We start from the raw sequence: 19,253 nt of genomic DNA on the forward strand, positions 1-19,253 counted from the left end.
CGGGGCTCCCTCGCCACAAGCCTATTGTTATGCCCTTTAAACCTTGAACCGCCCCACCAGCATCTGCAGATGGGTGCCAAGCCGCGCCAGCTCCACACTGGAGGCCGCGGTCTCTTCACTGGCGGCCGAAGTCTGTTCGGACACATCGCGCACGTTGAGCACGCTGCGGTTGATCTCTTCGGCCACGGCGCTTTGCTGCTCGGCGGCAGCGGCGATCTGCTGGTTCATCGACTGGATCGCCGACACGGTGCGGGTGATGTTGGCCAGCGACCCACCCGCGCGGCGGGTCAGTTCGACGCTGCTGTCGGTCAGGCTGCGGCTGTTGTCCATGATGGTCGCCACTTGCTGGGTGCCGGTTTGCAGGCCGACGATCAGCTCTTCGATTTCTTCGGTAGACTTCTGGGTCCGCTGGGCGAGGCTGCGGACTTCGTCGGCAACCACGGCGAAACCGCGTCCGGCCTCACCGGCACGGGCGGCTTCGATGGCGGCGTTGAGGGCCAGCAGGTTGGTTTGCTGGGCCACGGATTTGATCACGTCGAGCACGCTGCCGATCTTGTCGCTTTCGCGTTTGAGATGGCCCATGGCCTCGGTTGAGTGACCTACTTCGATGGCCAGGCGCTCGATCTGGGCGATGGCTTCGCCGACCACTTTGTCACCTTCGCGGGCTTGCTGGTCGGCAGCGACAGCGGCCTCGGAGGCTTCTTCAGCGTTGCGTGCGACCTCCTGAACCGTGGCGGTCATCTCGTTCATGGCGGTCGCAACCTGGTCGGTCTCGACCTTCTGGCTGTTGACTCCGGCGCTGGTCTGCTCGGTGACAGCGGATAGCTCTTCAGCAGCGCTGGCGATTTGCGTGACGCTATCGCTGATGCCACCGATCAGTTCGCGCAGGCCTTGGGTCATGCTCTGAATGGTGCGCTGCAGCTGGCCGAGTTCGTCCTGGCGCTGCGAAACGAGATTGTGCGTCAGATCACCCGCGGCGATACGCTCGGCGACTTTGAGTGTCTGGTTGAGGGGAACCACGATCTGACGGGTGATGGCCCAAGCCGCGAGCAAGCCAAAAGCCAGGGCCAGCAGGGCCGCCAGCAACAGCATGTTTTTGGCATGCGCGGCATCGGTGTCACGCACCACGGTCTGCGACGCCGTCAGCTTTTTGCTCAGGTCGATGAGGATGTCGCCTTGTGCAGCCATGTGCTTCAGGGCGGTGGCGTTCGCCATCTGCGAGTCACGGAACTGGCTGACGGCAGCGCGATAACCTTTTAGCGATTCGCTGGCTTGATGCAGATTGGCGAGGTGCTGTTCCGGCACCTTGGACGGCAGGTTTGCCAGGCTTTGCAGCGCCATTTCGATAGCGTCCAGCGCCGGTTGTTCGGCTTCGGCCTTGCCGCTGTAGGTATAACCGCGAACCTGATAACGCGCTTGCTGGAGCAGTTTGCTCAGCTCGGTCACGTTGTTGTAGTCGGCGACGCTGTCGCCTTGCAGCAAGGATTGCTCCACGGCGGCGACCTGGGCCACGGCGTTGTCGGCGGTCGCTCCCAGCTTGCTGCGGGCGTCTTCGCGAGTGACGGTGGCCTGGGTCATGTCGGCAAAGGCGCGCTTGTACTCAGCGACGGCAGCCAGTTGCTGGTCGACCATGGCGGCGTCGGCGGGTTGTTCGATCAGCGTACGGGCGGTTTTCAAGCCGGTATCGAGCTGACCCAGCAGGTCATTGACCGCGCCCGGCCCCTGTTCGCCGCGACGCATGTCGTAGTCCTGGCGGGCAATGCGCAGGTCTTTGGTCAGCTCATTGAGGCTGGAAATGAACCCGAGTTTGTCGCCACGGCTTGTCACATCGTTCAGGCCGGTCCAGCCGGTGAAGGTGATTAACAACGTCAGCAGGAGCACCAGACCGAAGCCGACACCCAGTTTGCGATTGACGCTGACGTTCCCCAGTTTCTCGGCTAGCCATTGGTACATGCTGCAACTCCCCAGAACCAAACGTTGGTTTTATGGGAGCTGTATCGGCAGGCATGCGACATTCTGTAGGAGCGAGCTTGCTCGCGAAAAACGTGAGGACAACGCGTTTATCCAGATAACACGCGTCATCGTTAACGTCCATCGCGAGCAGGCTCGCTCCCACAGGGATAGCGGCGTGTTTAGAAGAGTCGTGAAAGCAGCGCGGTGACGGCGGTTTCGACCCGCAGGATGCGTTCGCCGAGCTGCACCGGTTGCAGGCCGGACTTGCCCAGCAGGTCGATTTCGTAGGGGATCCAGCCACCTTCGGGGCCGATGGCCAGGGTCACCGGTTCATCCAGGCCACGAGGGCAGGGCGGGTAGTTGCCAGGGTGGCCAACGAGGCCGAGGGTGCCGTCGGTCATCGCTGGCAGGCGATCTTCGACAAAGGGCTTGAAGCGCTTCTCGATGACGATCTGCGGCAACACACTGTCCCGCGCCTGTTCGAGGCCGAGGATCAGTTGCTCGCGAATCGCCTCGGGCTCCAGAAAGGGTGTTTGCCAGAAGCTCTTCTCGACGCGGTAGCTGTTCACCAGCACGATGCGCGGCACGCCCATGGCCGCCACGGTCTGGAACACCCTGCGCAGCATTTTCGGGCGTGGCAGGGCCAGTATCAGGGTCAATGGCAGCTTGGCGGGTGGGGGTTGGTCGAGGGTAACGCGCAACTCTGCTTCATCGGCGTCCAGGCGCAGCAATTCGGCCGTGCCCATCAACCCGTCGATCCGCCCGACACGCAGGCTGTCGCCGACGACCGAACGATGGACTTCCTGCATGTGAGTCAACCGGCGATCGCGCAGGATCGCGCGGTCGGCCGCAATGAAGTCGGCCTCTTCGAGGAGCAGCAGGTTCACGGTTGGGTCGCTGGCGGCTGGTCGTTGTGATCGTCAACCGGTTGATCGTCCGGGTGCTCGCCGCGCTTGCTGATCAGGCCGCCGAACAGGATGCCGATCTCGAACAGCAGCCACATCGGTATGGCCAGCAGGGTCTGCGAGAAGATGTCCGGCGGTGTGAGGATCATGCCGACCACGAAGCAGCCGATGATCACGTACGGACGGATCTTCTTCAGGTAGGCGACGTTGACCACGCCGATCCACACCAGCAGCACCACGGCGACCGGGATTTCGAACGCCACGCCAAAGGCGAAGAACAGCGTCATGACAAAATCGAGGTAGCTGCTGATGTCAGTCATCATTTCCACGCCGGCCGGGGTGGCGGCGGCGAAGAATTTGAAGATCAGCGGGAACACCAGGTAATAGGCGAACGCCATGCCGGTGTAGAACAGCAGGATGCTGGACACCAGCAAAGGCACCGCGATGCGCTTCTCATGCTTGTACAGCCCCGGCGCGATGAAGCCCCAGATCTGATGCAGGATCACCGGGATGGCCAGGAACAGCGACACCATCATGGTCAGCTTCAGCGGCGTGAGGAACGGCGAGGACACGTCGGTGGCGATCATCGTCGCGCCGACCGGCAGGTACTGGCGCAGCGGCGTGGAGACGAAGGTGTAGATCTGCTGGGTGAACGCGAACAACCCGGCGAAGATGATGAAAATCGCCGCTACACAGCGCAGCAGGCGGGTACGCAACTCGGTGAGGTGCGAAACCAGCGGCATGTGCTGGTCGTTTTCAGGAAGATCGCTCATGGGGCTCGCGGCGGCAATGTGGGGTCATGAGGGGCCGGCGCAACAGGCGCAGCCGCAGGTGTAACGGGTTCTACGGGCGCGGCAACCGGCGGCGGTTCGGCGGCGGTCACCGTATCGGTTGGGGTAGCACCAGGCGTAGCGACTGCCGTCGGAGAATGAAGGGGCTGCTCCGCCACCGGCTGAACGGGGGTTGGCTCCTGCTGAGTCGGGGTGAAAATCTTCCGCGCCTCCTGCTCCAGCGACAGAATGTGCTCGTTGTGCAGTTGCCGACGAATCTCGTCGGCACCGATTTCACGTTCAACTTCCTGTTTGATCGCGTTGAAGCTGCGCTTCAGGCGCCCGACCCACAGGCCGGCGGTGCGCGCAGCACCCGGCAGACGCTCGGGGCCCAGCACCAGCAGGGCCACAAGGCCGACGAGCAGCAGTTCAGAGAAGCTGATACCAAACATTAGTCAGTGCTCACACGTCTTTGCGGATCGGCTCTTCGACTTTTTGCGCCTGCACGTCGATGGTGTGCGGCTGGTTCACGGACTGCGTGGTCTGCGGCTGAACCGGTGGCACCGGTTGTGCAGGGGTCACGGTCGGATCGGCCGGTTTTTCGTCATCGTTCATGGCTTTCTTGAAGCCCTTGATCGACTCGCCCACGTCGGTGCCGAGGTTTTTCAGCTTTTTGGTGCCGAACACCAGCACCACGACAACCAGGATGACGATCCAGTGTTTCCAGTCAAAAATGCCCATGTTGCTGCTCCTCTCTAATAGTTGTTCAGGCGGACGGGCGCGAGGCTTTCTCGACGTGTCCGGACAGACCGAAGCGACGGTCCAGTTCATCGAGCACAGCCTGTGGATGTTGCCCCAGTTGGGCGAGCATGACCATGCTGTGGAACCACAAATCGGCGGTCTCGTAGATCACATCGCTGCAGTCGCCGCTGATGGCGGCATCCTTGGCGGCAATGATGGTTTCGACCGACTCTTCGCCGACTTTTTCCAGAATCTTGTTCAAGCCCTTGTGGTACAGGCTGGCGACATACGAGCTGTCGGCGGCGGCGCCTTTGCGCTCTTCCAGTACCTGGGCCAGACGGGTCAACGTATCACTCATGGGTGTGTCCTGCGCTGTAGATGGCGTGCGGGTCTTTCAGGACCGGGTCGACGGTTTTCCAGTCGCCGTTCTCGAAGACACGGTAGAAGCAGCTCTGGCGGCCGGTATGGCAAGCGATGTCGCCGATCTGCTCGACCATCAGGATGATCACGTCGGCATCACAGTCCAGACGCATTTCATGCAGTGTTTGCACGTGCCCGGATTCTTCGCCCTTGCGCCACAACTTGCCACGCGAGCGTGACCAGTAAATGGCGCGGTTCTCGGCAGCGCTCAGTTCCAGCGCTTCCCGGTTCATCCAGGCCATCATCAGGACGCGTCCGGTTTTGTGATCCTGGGCAATCGCCGGCACCAGGCCGTCGGCGTCCCACTTGATCTCGTCCAGCCAGTTTTTCATCATCGACTCCGACAGCGGGCCCGACACTTCATTAGTCGGGCACAGGCGTTGAAACAGTGTGCCAGCGTGCGGGGGCGCTGGCTATCGACGAACGACCAGATACAAGCCGACGGCCACCATGATGCCGGCCGGCCAATGGCCCATTTCGTTCAATGGTCCACCTGCGGCGAGTATCGTGCCGCCGGCCAGGTGCGCACAACCGAGCAGGCGCAGGAGCCAGTCGTCCTTGCGTCGATGCCACGGCGGTGGAGGATCATAGGCGTGGGGCTGGGACATGCGCTCGAGCAGATCGCGGGCCATGTTCGCCAGGTGCGGCAACTGTTCGAACTGGCTCTGCACATTGCCGAGCAAGGCTTTGGGGCTGACCCGCTCGCGCATCCAGCGTTCGAGGAACGGCTGGGCGGTGTTCCACAGATCAAGGTCCGGGTACAGCTGACGGCCCAGGCCTTCGATGTTCAACAGGGTTTTTTGCAGCAGCACGAGCTGCGGTTGCACTTCCATGTTGAAGCGTCGAGCGGTCTGGAACAGGCGCATCAGCACCTGGCCGAAGGAAATATCTTTTAACGGTTTTTCGAAAATCGGCTCGCACACGGTGCGGATCGCCGCTTCGAATTCGTTGAGTTTGGTTTCCGCCGGCACCCAGCCCGAATCGATGTGCAATTGCGCCACGCGACGATAATCGCGCTTGAAGAACGCGAACAGGTTGCGCGCCAGATAGTCCTGGTCTTCCGGGGTCAGGCTGCCGACAATGCCGCAGTCGATCGCAATGTACTGCGGGCTCCATGGATTGACCGTGCTGACGAAAATGTTGCCCGGGTGCATGTCGGCGTGGAAGAAGCTGTCGCGGAACACCTGGGTGAAGAAGATCTCCACGCCGCGCTCGGCGAGCATTTTCATGTCGGTGCGTTGATCGGCGAGGGTCGCGAGGTCGGTGACCTGGATCCCGTAGATACGCTCCATCACCAGCACTTTCGGCCGGCACCAGTCCCAATAGACTTGCGGTACGTAGAGCAGCTCCGAGCCATCGAAGTTGCGTTTCAACTGGCTGGCGTTGGCCGCTTCGCGCAACAGGTCGAGTTCGTCGTAGATGGTTTTTTCGTAGTCCAGGACCACGTCCACCGGGTGCAGCAGGCGGGCATCGGCCGAGAGCTTTTCGGCGGCGCGGGCGAGGATGAACAGCCACGCCAGGTCCTGAGCAATAATCGGTTTCAGGCCCGGGCGGATGACCTTGACCACCACTTCTTCGCCGGTTTTCAGTTGCGCGGCATGCACCTGCGCCACCGAGGCCGAGGCCAGCGGTTCGACGTCGAAGCGGCTGAACACTTCACTGATCTTTTTGCCGAGCTGTTCTTCGATCAGCTTGATCGACACTTGCGAGTCGAACGGCGGCACCCGGTCCTGCAGCTTCATCAGCTCATCGGCGATGTCTTCCGGCAGCAGGTCGCGGCGCGTGGAGAGAATCTGCCCGAACTTGATGAAAATCGGTCCCAGGTCCTGCAACGCCAGACGCAATCGCGCGCCGCGGCTCAGGTCCAGGGCCTTGCGCGGGAACCAGCGCCACGGCAAGGCATAGCGCAGCGCCAACAGAAACCAGGGCAGCGGCAGGGCAAACAGCAGGTCATCGAGGCGGTAGCGGATCACGACGCGCTGGATGCGCAACAAACGGCGGACGGCAAGCAGCTTCATGCGTTATCGCTTGGGTCGAGGGATCGGGAAAGGCGCTCGAAGCGCGCCTCGAGACGTTCCAGATCGAGCTTGATCTGGTCCAGTTCACTGAAACGGCCTTCAGCTTCGCGCTGACCGACGAGGGTGCGCGATTCTTCGGCCAGGTATTCGCCCAGGTTCTGATTCAGGCTGGCGAACCCTTGCTGATACCAGCGTGCGCGGCTGCGCAGGTGACCGCCGACCAGGTACGTGGCCACCGGACCGAGCCAGCGCGAGAGTTCGTACTCCCAGTCCAGTTCGAGGTCCTGAAGGATCGCCGCCAGTTCCAGCAGCACGCCGCTGTCGCCGTCGAGTTCAACTTGAGGGTCATGCAGGACCGAGCTCTTGTCCTTGCTCATCGCCAGTTTCAGCAGGCTTGAGGCCGGTGCGCGCAAGGTGCAGTCGGCGCCGGTTTCCCAGTGGGAGGCAAGCATCAGGCCTTCATCGCTGGGCAGGATGAACAGCTGCAATGCCGGGCTGCGACAATCGACAGCGATCACCTTGCCACTCAAATGCGCCAGCCGCGGCAGCGCCGTGCTGTCGAGCCGCAGCACCCGGTTCAGACCAAGTTCGACGCTGGCGAGCAGACCGGCCAGCAACATCAGGGTTTGATGCCGCGGTGCAGGGCCACGATGCCTGCGGTCATGTTGTGATAGGTCACGCGGTCGAAACCGGCCTCGACCATCATCGACTTCAAGGTTTCCTGATTCGGGTGCATGCGGATCGATTCGGCCAGGTAGCGATAGCTCTCCGAGTCGTTGGTGATCAGCTTGCCCATCAGTGGCATGAAGGCGAACGAGTAGGCGTCGTAGGCCTTGGACATCAGCGCGTTGGTTGGCTTGGAGAACTCCAGCACCAGCAAACGGCCACCCGGTTTCAGCACCCGCAGCATCGAGCGCAGCGCGTCTTCTTTGTGAGTGACGTTGCGCAGGCCGAAGGCGATGGTCACGCAGTCGAAATGGTTGTCCGGGAACGGCAGCTTTTCCGCATCGGCCTGGACGAATTCGACGTTGCCGGCCACACCCAGATCCAGCAGGCGGTCACGACCGACCTTGAGCATCGATTCGTTGATGTCGGCCAGCACGACCTGGCCGGTGGGGCCCACGAGGTGCGAGAATTTTTTGGTCAGATCGCCCGTGCCGCCGGCGATATCCAGCACTCGGTTGCCGGTGCGAACGCCCGACAGTTCGATCGCAAAACGCTTCCACAAACGGTGCATGCCGCCCGACAGGAGGTCGTTCATCAAGTCGTACTTGGCCGCTACCGAGTGGAAAACCTCAGCGACTTTTTCCGCCTTCTGGCTTTCCGGGACGTTTTTGAAGCCGAAGTGAGTGGTGGGTTCGGCATCGCTGCCTTTGCGCTGATCAGTCATATCGCTGTCACCAAAAGAGAATGCGGGACATTCTAATCCCGGTGGCCTGCTTTGTCTTGGCAAGGCTGAAGGTAAGATAGGCAATCGCCGGGACGTTTTGCCGCAGTAGCGGTCAAGATGCTTCAGGAAAGTATCCATAAAGCAGGAGTCATTCGATGGCCCGTATTAGTGTTGAGCGTGCCCACGGCCTGGGCAGGGAAGCGGCCCGCGAGAAGGCCGACAAGTTGGCGCAGAAGCTGTCCGAGCAATATGGCCTGGAGCCGCAATGGTCCGGCGATACACTGAACCTCAGACGTTCAGGTGTGAAAGGCGAGGTTCATGTGGGTGAGGATTGGATCAGGGTCGATGTCGAGTTGGGTCTGTTGATGTCGGCCATGAGCGGCACCATCAAATCGGAAATCGAGAAGGCCCTCGATAAAGCGTTGGTCTGACCCGATTCTTTCTGTGGAATGCGATACCTGTGGGAGCGGGCTTGCCCGCGATGACGGAGTGTCAGTCAACATCAATGTTGAATGATGTAACGCTATCGCGGGCAAGCCCGCTCCCACAGGTTTGGTGGGATGGCCACTTGTCTGTGTCAGTTGTTAGGGTGCCGTTTCTAATTATTCTCACTACTTTGTGCCTGAGCCCGACGCTTTCGCGGGCAGTTCCTCAAACCTTCTGCGCGTGAGGTGCACCATGGCCAAAGTTATTTTGAAGAAAAAAATCGACGCTTCGACAACGGCTCTGAGCGACGTCAAATCCTATGCTCGCAAAATCTGGCTGGCAGGCCTGGGGGCTTACGCCAGGGTCGGCCAAGAGGGTAGCGAGTACTTTCAAGAGCTGATCGTTGCCGGTCAAGCTGTTGAAAAGAAAGGCAAAGAAGCCGTTGCCGAGAAGCTGGAAGCGGCTAATGCCGAGATCGATGAAGCCAAGACTGAAGTCAGCTCTTTCAAAGGCAAGGTCGAAGTTCAACTCGACAAAGTCGAGAAGGCTTTTGACTCGCGTGTCGCAAGTACCTTGAATCGTATCGGCATTCCGTCTAAACATGACGTGGAGACACTCTCTGCCAAGCTCGATGAGCTGACGGCATTGCTCGAACGCGTCGCGCATAAATCTTAAGGAGAACGGGATGGCTGGTAAAAAGAACACCGATAAAGAAGGCAGCTCGTGGATCGGGAAGGTCGAAGACTACTCCCGCAAAATCTGGCTGGCTGGTTTGGGCGTGTACTCGAAGATCGACACTGACGGCAGCAAGCTCTTCGATGCATTGGTTAAAGATGGCGAGAAAGCCGAGAAGCTCACCAAGAGCGCTGTCGATAAGAAAGTCGATGCCGCCAAGGATTCCGCTTCGTCGGCCAAGTCGCGTATCAGCGGCGTGAAAGATCGTGCAATGGGCAAGTGGGATGAACTGGAAGGGGCTTTCGACAAGCGTCTGAACAGCGCCATTTCGCGCCTGGGCGTACCCAGCCGCAATGAGGTCAAGGCACTGCACAGCAAGGTCGATACCCTGACCAAGCAAATCGAAAAACTCACCGGTGCCAAGGTTGCGCCTGTTGCGGCCAAAACCGCAGCAGCGAAACCGGCTGCCAAGCCGCTGGCCAAGGCTGGCGCTAAACCAGTCGCTAAACCAGCCGCCAAGACAGCCGCCGCTAAACCTGCAGCAGCCAAGCCCGTCGCCGCCAAAGCGGCGGCTAAACCAGCAGCCAAGCCTGCAGCGAAAACCGCAGCAGCCAAACCGGCCACCAAAGCAGCGGCAAAACCTGCCGCCGCGAAGAAGCCGGCAGTGAAAAAACCGGCAGCGCCGAAAGCCGCTGCACCAAAACCAGCAGTGGCTGCCGCCACCCCGGCAACCCCGGTCAGCACATCGAACTCCGCTGCTGCACCGACCCCTGCTGCAACCCCGACTGCCGCGCCAGCCCCATCGACGCCAACCAGTCAGTCCTGATTTTCCCGGGACTCAAGAAAACGCCCGGCCTGCAAAGGTCGGGCGTTTTTGTTTGTGCACGGTTCAATGAACACTGCGTTCCCCTGTAGGAGCTGGCTTGCCAGCGAAGGGGCCGTCACATTCAACATTGATTTCGTTTGACAGTCCGCCTTCGCTGGCAAGCCAGCTCCTACAGGGGGGTTATTCGTGTTCTTCGAGGTATTGGAGTGCCAGCTGTTCGGTCGCCACCTTGATCGGTGGCAGCAGATGCGGCGCCACCAGCATCATGATCTGATACACCACCAGCCTCACCTCACCCCCACGATCAAGAATCCGCTGGTAGTCCAGCGAGAACAACAATGTCATGGTGATCTGCTCCACCAACTGACCCAGCGCCTGGGTGTCGCTGACCAACTGCCCCTGAGCTTTCAACTGCGCCAGCAATGAAGCCAGCGTGCGCTTGAGCGCGTTGAGCAGGTTGCGGATGCCCTTGGCCAGCTTCGGCAGGCGCCCGGCCAGGTTCGACAGGTCCTGGAACAGAAACCGGTAGTGCGCCAGGCGCTCGACGATCAGGTGCAGGAACAGCCAGTAATCTTCAGGGGCCAGTTCGACATCGGCCGGCGGATCGAGCAGTGGCGCAAGTTCAGCCTGGAAGCGCTCGAACAAGCCGAGTATCAGCGGTTCCTTGCCGTGAAAGTGGTAGTAAAGATTACCCGGGCTAATCCCCATTTCATTGGCAACTTCCATGGTGGAGACATTCGGTTCGCCCTTCTGATTGAACAACTGCAGGGCACATTCGAGGATCCGGTCGCGGGTTTTCATCCAGTCTTCTTATTGATCGAGTCATGCCACAGCCAACGCCTGTCCCTGTAGGAGCGAGCTTGCTCCGGGCGGCATTCCGACGAAAAACGAAAGGAGCACGCGGTTGACCAGGCAGCACGCGTTATCGTTAACGTCCATCGTCGGAACGCCGCCCGGAGCAAGCTCGCTCCTACAGGATTGAAGGCTGGCTGCAGCGTTTTAAGGTTCAGCGCACGCGCACGTAGGTGCCGGGCGCTGCCTCCATCGGGGGATAATTCTGGTTGCCCAGCGTCATCCGGGTTTCTTTCAGTGCGCCTGAACGCTCCTGGATCCAGGCCAGCCACTGAGTCCACCAGCTGCCGTCGACTTGCTTGGCGTCGTAATACCAGGCCCGTGGGTCGCCGCTCAGCTTCGTGCTTTCGACGAAATTGGCTTTCGGGTTGGAGGGCGGGTTGAGAATGCTCTGCACATGCCCGCTGTTGGAGAGTACGAAGCGACGCTCGCCACCCAGCAGCAGGGTGGAGCGATACACCGCGTCCCAGGGGGTGATGTGGTCATTGATGCCGGCCACGCTGAAGCTGTCGACCGTGACTTTCTGCAAGTCGATCGGCGTACCGCACACTTCAAGGCCGCCCGGATGACTCAGCGGATTGTGCTTGAAGAAGTCCAGCAGGTCGCCATGGAGGGCCGCTGGCAGGCGCGTGCTGTCGTTGTTCCAGTAGAGAATGTCGAACGCCGACGGTTCCTTGCCCAACAGGTAGTTGTTGACGAAGTAACTCCAGATCAAATCGTTGGGGCGCATCCAGGCAAAAACCTTGGCCATGTCTCGACCGTCCAGCACGCCTTTCTGATAGGACCGGCGCTTGGCCGCCTCGAGGGTTTGCTCATCGGCGAACAGGGTCGCGGGCGTGTCCATCTGACTGTCGAGCAGGCTTACCAGGTAGGTCGCGCTGGATACCCTGCGCAGTTGTCGCTTGGCCTGCAAATGCCCTTGCAGGGCGGCGATGGTCAGGCCGCCGGCACAGGCGCCCATCAGGTTGACCTCGCGGGCACCGGTGATCGCCCGGCAAACGTTCATCGCTTCTTCCACGGCTTCAACGTAGGTCGACAGCCCCCATTCGCGATGGCGCACATCAGGATTGCGCCAACTGATCATGAAGGTTTGCAGGCCGTTTTTCAGCGCAAACTGGACGAAGCTGTTGTGGGGGCTCAGGTCGAAAATGTAGTACTTGTTGATCTGCGGCGGCACCACCAGCAAGGGTTTGGAATACTGCTTTTCGCTCATTGGCTTGTACTGGATCAGCTCCAGCAACTCATTGCGAAACACCACGGAGCCGGTGGTGGTGGCGACCGTTTTGCCGACTTCGAAAGCTTGTTTGGTGACCTGTCTGGGCAGGCCGTCGTTGTGCAGGAAGTCGTCGACCAGGTGGCTGATACCGCGCACCAGACTATTGCCGCCGGAGTTGAAGATCTCCTTGATAGCCAGTGGATTGAGCAAGGTATTGGACGGGGCCAGGGCGTCGTTGAGCAACGCGAACGCGAAGTGGGCACGGGCGCGATCGTCCGGGCTCATGTTGCTGTCGTCGATCCAGTTTCTGACTTGCTTTTGCCAGCTCAGATAAGCCTGCAGGCTGCGGCGATAAAAAGGGTTGAGGCTCCATGCGGGGTCGGCAAAGCGATTGTCCTGCGGGTTGGTCGGGTGCAGGGTTTCACCCAGCAGCACTCGACCCAACTGGCCGCCCAGTTTCAAGGCGTGTCGGGCGGTGTGCACCGGGTTGCGCAAACCATGGGCGGCAACGCTGCGCAGGGTTGAAAACAGATCCCGCCCCCGCAGGCCGGTAATCGCACTCTGTGCGTTGATGAACGCGGCGGGAGTCGGTGAAAACTCCCTCGCTGGTTTATCGCGCATGACTCAACACTCCTTGGTCTTCAGGCCTAAAACAAATACGTCGAACCAGAACACCATAGTCGCTGTTACGGGTTGTTGCGCGCAGCGGCACCCTGCCGACCGACAATGGGCCGGTTAACCGCCCAATGGCGCCGGATGCGGATGCATGACCGCGCGCTGTCTTTCTTCCTCAAGGAATTTCATGATGATCGGTGCCACTGCTTCGGCCCGGGTAATCAGGAACAGATGCCCGTCATCGATGATGTGCAACTGAGCATTGGGAATCCGCCACGCCAGCACGCGCATGTTGATCAGCGGGATCAGCGGATCGTCGTCGCCGGCCAGCACCAGGGTGGGCTGATGGATCTTGTGCAGCCAGTGAATGCTGGTCCAGCCGACGCCCGCGAACAACTGCCAGTAGTAACCGAGCTTGCCCGCGGAACGCACCTTGGCGGCGTGGCTGGCGGCGAGGGTTGGATCGCGCCGGAACGCACCGCCGTAAATCATTGGCGCAATGCGGATGACATGAGACGGCTGGATATAGCGCCGTGGGCTGGCCATCAGCCATAGCACTTTTGGCTTGCCCGGCACCATCACCATGCCAGCCGCCGTGGCCGCCAGAACGAGTTTCTTGCACCGCTCGGGATAGTCGAAAGCGAACTGCTGGGCGAGGGCACCACCCCAGGACACGCCGATCACGTTGACTTGTCCATAGTCGAGATAGTCGAGCATCCGCGCCGTGAGTTTCGCAAGGCCCGGAAAACGATACGGTCGGTTTGGCGTCGACGAGCCGCCGACGCCAGGTACATCGAAGGCGATGACTTCCAGGTCCGGGTCCAGCGCCGCGATGAACGGAAACACCAGCTCCAGGTTGGCGCCGATGCCGTTGAAAATCAGCAAGGGCGTCAAGTGAGGCTTGCCGGGGCGTACCGCCGTGCGGAGGGTTTGGCCATCCAGGTCGACGGTACGAAATATGAACTGTTGCGGCATGCTTCAGACCCTGTGGGTGAATTCATCCCCGCCCCCCCTGTAGGAGCGAGCTTGCTCGCGATGGACGTCAACGATAACGCGTGCTGCCTGGTTAACGCGTTGCCCTCACGTTTTTCGCGAGCAAGCTCGCTCCTACAGGGGAGCGAGGTATGTCAGTTACCGCTCGTGTACGTAAGTGCCTGGTGCCGCCTCGCCTGGCGGATACGCCTTGTTGCCCAGTTTCGCCGGAGCCTTTTTCAGGTTGCCCGAACGCTCGGCCTGCCAGGCCTGCCAATGCAACCACCAGGAGTCAGTGTGCTTGGTGGAGTTTTCCTGCCAGTCCTCAGCCGTGCCCGGCATTTCGCTGCTGGTCATGTAGCGCGATTTCGGATTGCCCGGCGGGTTCAGAATGCTCTGGATATGCCCGCTGCTGGACAGCACGAACTCGACCTTGCCGCCGAACAGTTGCGCCGATTTGTAGCAGGACTTCCACGGCGTAATGTGATCGTTGGTCCCGGCCAGGGAGAAGATGTCGACAGTGACCTGCTTCAGATCGATCGGCGTACCGCACACTTCCAGTGCATCGGGGCGAATCAACGGGTTGTTTTTGAACAGTTCGATCAGGTCGCCATGGAATGCCGCAGGCAACCGTGTGGTGTCGTTGTTCCAGAACAGGATGTCGAACACCGGCGGCTCGTTGCCCAGCAGGTAGTTGTTGACCCAGTAGTTCCAGATCAGATCATTGGGGCGCATCCAGGCGAAGACTTTCGCCATGTCGCGGCCTTCCAGCACACCGGCCTGATAAGAGTGGCGCTTGGCGGATTCGAGGGTTTGTTCGTTGACGAATAGCGCCACGTCGCTGTCCAGCGTGGTATCCAGCACGCTGACCAGCAAGGTGAGCGCATTGACCTTGGTCTCGCCGAGCGCCGCATAGTGGCCCAGCAGCGCGGTGCAGGTGATGCCGCCGGAGCAGGCGCCGAGCATGTTCACGTCTTTGCTGCCAGTGATCGCGGTGACCACGTCGACCGCTTCCTTGAGCGCCTCGATGTAGGTCGACAGCCCCCACTCGCGCTGCTCCTTGGTCGGGTTGCGCCAGCTGACGATGAAGGTCTGCACGTTGTTGCGCAGGCAGAACCGCGCCAGGCTCTTGTCCGGACTCAGGTCGAACACGTAGAACTTGTTGATCTGCGGCGGCACTACCAGCAAGGGACGCTCGTGCACCTGCTCGGTGGTCGGCCGGTACTGGATCAACTCCAGCACGTCGTTGCGGAAAACGACGGCGCCTTCGGTAACGCCCAGGCTTTTGCCGACTTCAAATGCGCCCATGTTGACCTGGCTCGGCATGCCGCCGTTGTGCACCAGATCCTTGGCCAGATGCGAGAGGCCGTCGAGCAGGCTTTTTCCGCCGGTTTCGAAGAAGCGTTTGACCGCCGCCGGGTTGGCCGCGCTGTTGGTCGGCGCCATGGCTTCGGTCATGAGGTTGATCACGAAATGCCCGCGACTGGCATCATTGGGCGACAGATTGCTCTCGTCGATCCAGTCGTGGAGTTCCTTGCGCCACGCCAGATAAGTTTGCAGATAACGTTTGTAGAGCGGGTTCTGGCTCCAGGCCGGATCCGCGAAGCGACGGTCATCGCTTGCCGGTTGCAGCCCGGACTTGCCGAGCAGCACGTGGGTGAGCTCACGACCAAAATGGGCGACATGCCTGGCACTGTGAATAGGTTGTTTGATGGCTTGCCTGAGCACCATCCGGGCAGAAGCCAGCAGATCCTTACCACGCAACCCAACGACAGGATTCAGTCCCAAGGTGTTTTCCGAGGCCTGATACTTCAAGTCATCGTTATTCTTGTTACTCATCTACGACGCTCCATTGTCCCGACGAATACCCGGGCCGGCTGCGCAGTCTCACAGCCAATGCCAGGTACTACTGCTCGGGTGACCGTTTAATTCTGCATCGCTGCTTTTCAGTTCAGCGAGCACTGCAGGGACCTTGCCAGTTCCATTGGTTACCCGAGTTTAATTTTTTTCGCAAGCAGGCCAATCGTCGGCCTGTAAGCCGAGCATTCAAACAGATGAAATTAGAAAATGCCCTCTAAAGAACGAGAGGCCCGACCTAGAGCATCAGCTTGACGATGGATTCGCTCGGATCACGGGTCTTTCCGGCCGCTTTGAGCTCGGCAAGATAATCGTTCCAGAGATCCTCTTGGCGCATGCCCAGCTGGTAGAGATATTCCCAGGTGAACAGGCCGCTGTCGTGGCCGTCGTCGAAGGTCAGTTTCAGTGCGTACTGGCCGGCCGGTTCGACCTTGACCAGGCCTACGCCGATCTTGCCAAATTGCAGGATGGGTTTGCCGTGGCCCTGGACCTCGGCGGAGGGAGAGTGCACGCGAAGGAATTCGGCGGGCAGGTGAAATTCCTCGCCGGACGCGTATTTCAGCGACAGGGTTTTCGAGGCTTTGTGCAGTTTGATGTCGGTGGGGAGTTGGGTCATGGCCTGAGTTCCGTTATGGGTGGAACCCTGTAGGAGCGAGCTTGCTCGCGATGGACGTTAACGATAACGCGTGTTTTCTGAATAAACGCGTCGCACTCAGGTTCATCGCGAGCAAGCTCGCTCCTACAAGTATGGCTTACAGGATATAACGGGACAGGTCTTCGTTCTGCGCCAATTCGCCCAGGTGGTTGTTGACGTAGTCGGCGTCGATCAGGATCGCCTTCTCATCGTGGGCACTGGCCAGATCGCCGGCGCTGAACGACACCTCTTCAAGCAGGCGCTCGAGCAGGGTGTGCAGGCGACGGGCACCGATGTTCTCGGTCTTCTCGTTGACCTGCCAGGCGATCTCGGCGATTCGCTTGATGCCGTCCGGCTGGAACTCGATGACCAGGCCTTCGGTTTTCAGCAGGGCGCAATACTGCTCGGTGAGCGAGGCGTGCGGTTCGCTGAGAATGCGTTCGAAGTCTTCAGGCGTCAGCGCCTTCAGCTCGACGCGAATCGGCAGACGACCTTGCAGCTCAGGCACCAGATCGCTCGGCTTGCTCAGGTGGAACGCACCGGAGGCGATGAACAGGATGTGGTCGGTCTTGACCATGCCCAGTTTGGTGTTGACGGTGCAGCCTTCGATCAGCGGCAGCAAATCGCGCTGCACGCCTTCACGGGACACGTCGACGCCACCGGTGTTGCCGCGCTTGGCGACCTTGTCGATTTCGTCGATGAACACGATGCCGTGCTGCTCGACCGCTTCCAGGGCCTTGGCCTTCAACTCTTCTTCGTTGACCAGGCGACCGGCTTCTTCGTCACGCACCAGTTTCAGCGCTTCCTTGACCTTGATCTTGCGGCTCTTGCGTTTGCCCTTGCCCATGTTGGCGAACAGGCTCTGCAGCTGGTTGGTCATTTCTTCCATGCCCGGCGGCGCGGAGATATCGACGCCGACCACTTCGGCGACTTCGATTTCGATCTCCTTGTCGTCCAGCTGACCTTCGCGCAGGCGCTTGCGGAACAGCTGGCGGGTGTTGGAATCGGCCGACGGCGCGGCGTCTTCGTTGAAACCCATGCGTGCCGGTGGCAACAGGGCGTCAAGGATGCGTTCTTCGGCGGCGTCTTCGGCGCGATGGCGAACCTTGGTCATTTCCTGTTCGCGCAGCAGTTTGATGGCCGCGTCAGCCAGGTCACGAATGATCGATTCGACGTCGCGACCGACATAACCGACTTCGGTGAACTTGGTCGCTTCGACTTTGATGAACGGGGCGTTGGCCAGTTTGGCCAGGCGCCGGGCGATCTCGGTTTTACCGACGCCGGTCGGTCCGATCATCAGGATGTTCTTGGGGGTCACTTCAACGCGCAGTTCTTCAGGCAACTGCATCCGACGCCAGCGGTTACGCAGCGCGATGGCGACGGCGCGCTTGGCATCGTCCTGGCCGATGATATGGCGATTGAGTTCGTGGACGATTTCACGGGGAGTCATGGACATAGTATTTGGCGGACCTCAAGCAAGAATGAGCCGTGGCACAAAGGCCTGAACAGGCTTACTCGGCGCAGTCCTGCTCCTCAATGGTCTGGGTGTGGTTGGTGAATACACAGATGTCGCCGGCGATGCCGAGTGCGGTTTCGACGATTTCCCGGGCGGACAGATCGGTTTTCTTCAGCAGCGCGCTGGCGGCGGCCTGGGCATAACCACCCCCTGAACCCATGGCGATCAACCCTTCTTCGGGTTCGACCACGTCGCCGTTGCCGGTAATGATCAGGGACGCGTCTTTGTTGGCGACCGCGAGCATGGCTTCGAGGCGGCTGAGGGTACGGTCAGTGCGCCACTCTTTGGCGAGTTCGACGGCGGCGCGAACCAGATGACCCTGGTGTTTCTCGAGTTGGCCTTCGAAACGCTCAAACAGGGTGAAGGCGTCAGCAGTGGCGCCGGCAAAGCCGGCGATCACCTGGCCGTGGTACAGGCGGCGAACTTTCTTCGCGTTGCCTTTCATCACGGTATTGCCCAGAGAAACCTGGCCGTCGCCGCCCATGACGACTTTGCCGTGGCGGCGAACTGAAACGATGGTGGTCAAGGGAGAGTCTCCACGCAGTGGGGCGAAAATGCCTTATGCCAACTCATATGGGGGTGGTGATGCGTTTTTCAACTGTAGGGAGGGAGAGGGGACGAGCGGTGTTAGGCAGGGAAGGGTGTGTTGTTTGTTCTGGCGCCTTCGCGGGCAAGCCTCGCTCCTACAGGGAAATGCGTAAATCCTGTAGGAGCGAGGCTTGCCCGCGAAGAACGATGACGCGGTGTTGCTGGCGGAATCAGCGGCTCTGGCGTTGTTGTAACAACAGATTGCTGAAACCGCTGCCGGCCAGTTGTTTCTGGGCGGTGGTCAGCTGCTCGCGGTTGCTGAACGGTCCGACCAATACCCGGTACCAGGTCTCGTCCTTCACCGTGCCGGACTCTACCGCCACAGCCTGACCCAGCAGGATGATCTGCGCGCGAACCTTGTCCGCGTCAGCCTCTTTGCGGAACGAACCGGCCTGCAGGAAGAACCTGGTCACCGGCGCCGCTTTGGAAACCGGCGGCGCTGGCGGCGGAGTAATCCCGGCCAGTGCTGCCTGAGCCCGCGCGGTATCGATCTTCGCCGCTTGCTCCGGCGTCACCGGCGTGGTCGGAATGGCCGGCACTTGCGGCGTCGGCAGCGTTTTCTCCGGCACCGCGTCCGGCGGCACGATCACTTCCGATTCCGGCAGCAAGGTATAGAAGTCGTATTTCGGCTTCACCGGCTGTGTCGGGCTCGGCGGGGTCTTGTTGGCCTCGGCGATCCGGGTGGCTTTCTGCTGCTCGATTTTCTCGCGCTTGACGCTCTCGCTGCCCTTGCCCGGTTCCAGCTTCATCAGGAACACGATAAACGCCCCGACCGTGAGGCCGATGGCCATCCACAGCCAGCCCGGAATCGGTTGCTTTGCAGGAGCTTGGTAACGGCTGGCGCCACGCTTGGGTGCAGGTTTTTTCTTGGCGGCCAAC

Annotated in this window: 21 protein-coding genes and 1 pseudogene; 3 read left to right on the forward strand and 19 right to left on the reverse strand. The window is 60.4% G+C overall.

The window, feature by feature from the left end:
* Positions 1-36: 36 nt before the first annotated feature.
* The 11 genes and pseudogenes from ACA062_RS01680 to ubiE all read right to left on the reverse strand — a co-directional run bounded on the left by ACA062_RS01680 (position 37) and on the right by ubiE (position 8,197).
* Positions 37-900, reverse strand: coding sequence for a methyl-accepting chemotaxis protein (locus ACA062_RS01680; RefSeq protein ID WP_497457347.1), 864 nt, complete (start codon positions 898-900; stop codon positions 37-39).
* A pseudogene (locus tag ACA062_RS01685) lies at positions 892-1,953 on the reverse strand (methyl-accepting chemotaxis protein); the annotation flags it as partial. The pseudogene ACA062_RS01685 and the gene ACA062_RS01680, both read right to left, overlap by 9 nt.
* 179 nt (positions 1,954-2,132) lie before the next feature.
* Complete coding sequence (locus ACA062_RS01690; RefSeq protein ID WP_497454949.1) at positions 2,133-2,840, reverse strand: 16S rRNA (uracil(1498)-N(3))-methyltransferase; 708 nt, start codon at positions 2,838-2,840, stop codon at positions 2,133-2,135.
* The gene (gene tatC, locus ACA062_RS01695) at positions 2,837-3,631 is read right to left on the reverse strand and encodes a twin-arginine translocase subunit TatC (protein ID WP_497454950.1); all 795 of its coding nucleotides are present in this window, start codon (positions 3,629-3,631) and stop codon (positions 2,837-2,839) included. Before tatC ends, ACA062_RS01690 begins: the two co-directional genes overlap by 4 nt.
* Positions 3,628-4,080, reverse strand: coding sequence for a Sec-independent protein translocase protein TatB (tatB, locus tag ACA062_RS01700; protein ID WP_497454951.1), 453 nt, complete (start codon positions 4,078-4,080; stop codon positions 3,628-3,630). Before tatB ends, tatC begins: the two co-directional genes overlap by 4 nt.
* A gap of 10 nt (positions 4,081-4,090) precedes the next feature.
* Complete coding sequence (locus ACA062_RS01705) at positions 4,091-4,369, reverse strand: twin-arginine translocase TatA/TatE family subunit (protein ID WP_010464483.1); 279 nt, start codon at positions 4,367-4,369, stop codon at positions 4,091-4,093.
* A 25-nt stretch (positions 4,370-4,394) separates the two neighbouring features.
* On the reverse strand, positions 4,395-4,727 hold the full coding sequence (locus ACA062_RS01710; protein ID WP_003220849.1) for a phosphoribosyl-ATP diphosphatase: 333 nt from the start codon (positions 4,725-4,727) through the stop codon (positions 4,395-4,397).
* Positions 4,720-5,121, reverse strand: a complete 402-nt coding sequence (gene hisI, locus ACA062_RS01715; RefSeq protein ID WP_054054645.1) for a phosphoribosyl-AMP cyclohydrolase — start codon at positions 5,119-5,121, stop codon at positions 4,720-4,722. Before hisI ends, ACA062_RS01710 begins: the two co-directional genes overlap by 8 nt.
* Before the next feature lie 81 nt (positions 5,122-5,202).
* The gene (ubiB, locus tag ACA062_RS01720) at positions 5,203-6,807 is read right to left on the reverse strand and encodes a ubiquinone biosynthesis regulatory protein kinase UbiB (protein WP_497454952.1); all 1,605 of its coding nucleotides are present in this window, start codon (positions 6,805-6,807) and stop codon (positions 5,203-5,205) included.
* A complete protein-coding gene (locus ACA062_RS01725; protein WP_497454953.1) occupies positions 6,804-7,427 on the reverse strand; it encodes a ubiquinone biosynthesis accessory factor UbiJ in 624 nt (207 codons plus the stop codon). Before ACA062_RS01725 ends, ubiB begins: the two co-directional genes overlap by 4 nt.
* The gene (gene ubiE / locus ACA062_RS01730) at positions 7,427-8,197 is read right to left on the reverse strand and encodes a bifunctional demethylmenaquinone methyltransferase/2-methoxy-6-polyprenyl-1,4-benzoquinol methylase UbiE (RefSeq protein WP_007948968.1); all 771 of its coding nucleotides are present in this window, start codon (positions 8,195-8,197) and stop codon (positions 7,427-7,429) included. The genes ACA062_RS01725 and ubiE overlap by 1 nt, the downstream gene beginning before the upstream one ends.
* A gap of 155 nt (positions 8,198-8,352) precedes the next feature.
* Between ubiE and ACA062_RS01735 the strand changes: the two genes are divergently transcribed.
* The 3 genes from ACA062_RS01735 (at position 8,353) to ACA062_RS01745 (ending at position 10,124) form a co-directional block, all read left to right on the forward strand.
* Positions 8,353-8,628, forward strand: a complete 276-nt coding sequence (locus ACA062_RS01735) for a polyhydroxyalkanoic acid system family protein (RefSeq protein WP_497454954.1) — start codon at positions 8,353-8,355, stop codon at positions 8,626-8,628.
* A 247-nt stretch (positions 8,629-8,875) separates the two neighbouring features.
* Positions 8,876-9,298 (forward strand): phasin family protein, encoded by a 423-nt coding sequence (locus ACA062_RS01740; RefSeq protein WP_128872206.1) that lies wholly within the window; start codon positions 8,876-8,878, stop codon positions 9,296-9,298.
* A 10-nt stretch (positions 9,299-9,308) separates the two neighbouring features.
* Positions 9,309-10,124, forward strand: a complete 816-nt coding sequence (locus ACA062_RS01745) for a phasin family protein (RefSeq protein WP_497454955.1) — start codon at positions 9,309-9,311, stop codon at positions 10,122-10,124.
* A gap of 180 nt (positions 10,125-10,304) precedes the next feature.
* Here ACA062_RS01745 and ACA062_RS01750 read toward each other — a convergent pair whose 3' ends face one another.
* The 8 genes from ACA062_RS01750 to ACA062_RS01785 all read right to left on the reverse strand — a co-directional run bounded on the left by ACA062_RS01750 (position 10,305) and on the right by ACA062_RS01785 (position 19,252).
* Complete coding sequence (locus tag ACA062_RS01750) at positions 10,305-10,925, reverse strand: TetR/AcrR family transcriptional regulator (protein WP_497454956.1); 621 nt, start codon at positions 10,923-10,925, stop codon at positions 10,305-10,307.
* Positions 10,926-11,130: 205 nt separating this feature from the next.
* Entirely contained in the window at positions 11,131-12,813 is a 1,683-nt protein-coding gene (gene phaC, locus ACA062_RS01755) for a class II poly(R)-hydroxyalkanoic acid synthase (RefSeq protein ID WP_497454957.1), read from the reverse strand.
* A gap of 114 nt (positions 12,814-12,927) precedes the next feature.
* Positions 12,928-13,782, reverse strand: coding sequence for a poly(3-hydroxyalkanoate) depolymerase (gene phaZ / locus ACA062_RS01760; RefSeq protein ID WP_497454958.1), 855 nt, complete (start codon positions 13,780-13,782; stop codon positions 12,928-12,930).
* A 156-nt stretch (positions 13,783-13,938) separates the two neighbouring features.
* On the reverse strand, positions 13,939-15,618 hold the full coding sequence (gene phaC / locus ACA062_RS01765; RefSeq protein ID WP_497454959.1) for a class II poly(R)-hydroxyalkanoic acid synthase: 1,680 nt from the start codon (positions 15,616-15,618) through the stop codon (positions 13,939-13,941).
* Between the two features lie 256 nt (positions 15,619-15,874).
* Complete coding sequence (locus ACA062_RS01770; RefSeq protein ID WP_497454960.1) at positions 15,875-16,252, reverse strand: gamma-butyrobetaine hydroxylase family protein; 378 nt, start codon at positions 16,250-16,252, stop codon at positions 15,875-15,877.
* Between the two features lie 136 nt (positions 16,253-16,388).
* Positions 16,389-17,726: an ATP-dependent protease ATPase subunit HslU gene (hslU, locus tag ACA062_RS01775; RefSeq protein WP_497454961.1), complete on the reverse strand. Its 1,338-nt coding sequence runs from the start codon at positions 17,724-17,726 to the stop codon at positions 16,389-16,391.
* Positions 17,727-17,781: 55 nt separating this feature from the next.
* Positions 17,782-18,312: an ATP-dependent protease subunit HslV gene (hslV, locus tag ACA062_RS01780; RefSeq protein WP_007948954.1), complete on the reverse strand. Its 531-nt coding sequence runs from the start codon at positions 18,310-18,312 to the stop codon at positions 17,782-17,784.
* 232 nt (positions 18,313-18,544) lie between these two features.
* Positions 18,545-19,252 (reverse strand): SPOR domain-containing protein, encoded by a 708-nt coding sequence (locus tag ACA062_RS01785; protein WP_497454962.1) that lies wholly within the window; start codon positions 19,250-19,252, stop codon positions 18,545-18,547.
* Position 19,253: the final 1 nt, after the last annotated feature.

It is taken from the genome of Pseudomonas sp. LBUM1679, assembly GCF_059695565.1.